We start from the raw sequence: 2,234 nt of genomic DNA, 5'->3' as shown, positions 1-2,234 counted from the left end.
TCCTTAAGGTCGATCGCAAGAACCAAGGGACGTTGGCCTCAATTCTGGGAAAGAATCAACACACAAGGATTAGCGGGGATCTTTATGAAATAACCTTACTTTTACATTATTGACCGGTCATACCCTATGGTTTATGGTTTAGACTCTAGAGTAGTGTTGCAAGTAGATATTTGTATAAATTTTAATAATTGCAAAAGCATACTAATATTTAACCAAAATTTTTTATAGTAGAGATTATAAAAATGGAGGTTAAATTGTCCATCATTAGCTCACCTTACTTTGACAACCACGAAAATTTCATGGTATTTACCGACGTATCCGTGGGGTTGCAAGCAATTATTGCCATCCACAATACCTTCCTGGGTCCAGCAATCGGCGGGACACGTTTTTTGCACTATCAAGATGAGCAAGAGGCCATAGATGATGTCTTGCGTCTTTCTAAAAGCATGACCTATAAGGCAGCCCTGGCTAATCTTCCAGTTGGAGGAGGCAAAGCGGTTATCTTAGCGGGTCCACAAAAAAACAAATCTCCAGCATTGCTAAAAAGATACGCAATACAGCTTAATACATTGCAAGGTAATTTTATTACCGGAGAAGATGTGGGCATTGGTCCTGAAGAAATTAAAATTATGGGCCAGGTTTCATCTTTTGTCAAAGGCCTTCCGGAAGATGGCAGTGGTGATCCCTCATCTATTACGGCCTATGGGGTATTTCAAGGTATGCAGGAAGCGCAAAAAGCTCTCCTAGGGACTGGCAATTTATTGGGCAAGACTGTGGCGATTCAGGGTCTTGGAAAGGTGGGTTTGGCACTGGCCAGATTATTGCACAATGAATCCGTTAATGTTGTTGCATGCGACATTGACGACGTTCGAGCTGATATGGCCAAACAAGAACTAGGAATCGAGATTGTGGATCCTAAGGCCATTTATGACGTATCGGCCGATATCTTTGCACCTTGTGGTTTGGGAAATATTTTAAACGCAAAAACCATTCCGCGATTAAGGGGCCGAATTGTTGCAGGGGCTGCAAACAACCAACTGGAAAGTGCTGAAATGGGTCGCCTCCTTCAAGAGCAAAGGATTCTCTTTGCACCAGATTATGTAATCAATGCGGGAGGACTTATTGATGTCTATTATTCTGGGCCTTGCTATAATCGAGAACAAGTCTTAAAAAAAGTAGACGAGATCCCTCAAACTTTGGCGCAAATATTTCAAAAGAGCCATTTGTTTGAGGAGCCAACCAACCGCGTTGCTGACCAAATGGCCCAAGTGCGTATTGCGGAGAACGTGAACACCTTAGGCGGAGATCGTGAACGTTTCAACCACTTCTTCAGTGATAACTCATCATAAAAAAAAATTGTTTTGGCTACATTGCACCAATTCAAAAACTGAATAGAAATGAAGAACAGATTTTTAAAGAAAGGAAGGTGAAGCTAGCTCAGGCTAAGGAAAAGCGCCACAGAGCAGAAGATAGTTCATTAGAAAAGTGCGCTGCTTAGCCTAAAATTTGTGCAACACGCGGCTTTTTTAAATGAAGGGAAGAGTTGATGCTGATTGTGCTTTTGTGCACAGATGCCCTTAAAGCAAGGTTCCAAATCCCTTGTCAGAGGCCGCGGAGCGAGAGAAGCGAGCGCAGCGCCTGCCTAGCAGGTTGCCTTGACTAGGGATTTGTAGTCTTGCTACAAAATGCTGTGCTCAAAAGCAGAATATCTAAACAGAGCATGATTAAAAATGAGTGCATTCTGTCAGAAAATCTGCTACCAAAAAGATAGGACTTGATCGATGAGATTGGGCCTTTGTAGTATCTAAGAAACGAAGGTCATTTGTCCGATTCCCGCTGAACCAACACAATTGACGGCAGTGCCAAAAAGGTCATATCCTGAAAGTACTTGATTGCCCCCCTATCAGGGCCAGCCCCCAATAGTTAAGAGCTGACCCCTATAGAAGCAAACGCGACAGGTTCCCAGACCACTCGCCACAATATACCGCTTCCACAACATTTGTGCGGCGAACCAAGCAGAAATAGGCAAATATTCAATAAACTGCCCCAGGAAATGCTGGCGTCGGAAGTCGGCATACTGTACATTGGCGTTAGCCATATCTGATCTCTTTCATAGATCGGGTTGGTTAGTGGACAGGGTGCGACACGAAGTTGCTTTTGAGAGTTGTTTCCACATGTTCATATGAGCATGGAGGGAACCGTCCGTGCTGCCGGACGAACCTAGGGGCATGAAT

General features: G+C 43.7%; 2 protein-coding genes. One reads left to right on the top strand and one right to left on the bottom strand.

Annotated features, from left to right (window positions below; all coding sequences use genetic code 11):
- Window positions 1-254: 254 nt before the first annotated feature.
- Window positions 255-1,349 (top strand): Glu/Leu/Phe/Val dehydrogenase dimerization domain-containing protein, encoded by a 1,095-nt coding sequence (locus ABFQ95_08480; protein ID MEN8237550.1) that lies wholly within the window; start codon window positions 255-257, stop codon window positions 1,347-1,349.
- A 554-nt stretch (window positions 1,350-1,903) separates the two neighbouring features.
- Here the strand turns inward: ABFQ95_08480 and ABFQ95_08475 are convergent.
- Complete coding sequence (locus ABFQ95_08475; protein ID MEN8237549.1) at window positions 1,904-2,098, bottom strand: hypothetical protein; 195 nt, start codon at window positions 2,096-2,098, stop codon at window positions 1,904-1,906.
- Window positions 2,099-2,234: the final 136 nt, after the last annotated feature.

The organism is Pseudomonadota bacterium (assembly GCA_039714795.1).
Taxonomy (GTDB): Bacteria; Pseudomonadota; Alphaproteobacteria; order JAGOMX01; family JAGOMX01; genus JBDLIP01.
The sequence above is the reverse complement of the archived record's forward strand: the minus strand, read 5'-3'. Positions and strand labels throughout refer to the sequence as shown.

Bases quoted from the DNA above. Each gene is read 5' to 3' on its own strand.
- ABFQ95_08475 (MEN8237549.1), bottom strand. From the start codon at position 2,098: ATGGCTAACGCCAATGTACAGTATGCCGACTTCCGACGCCAGCATTTC.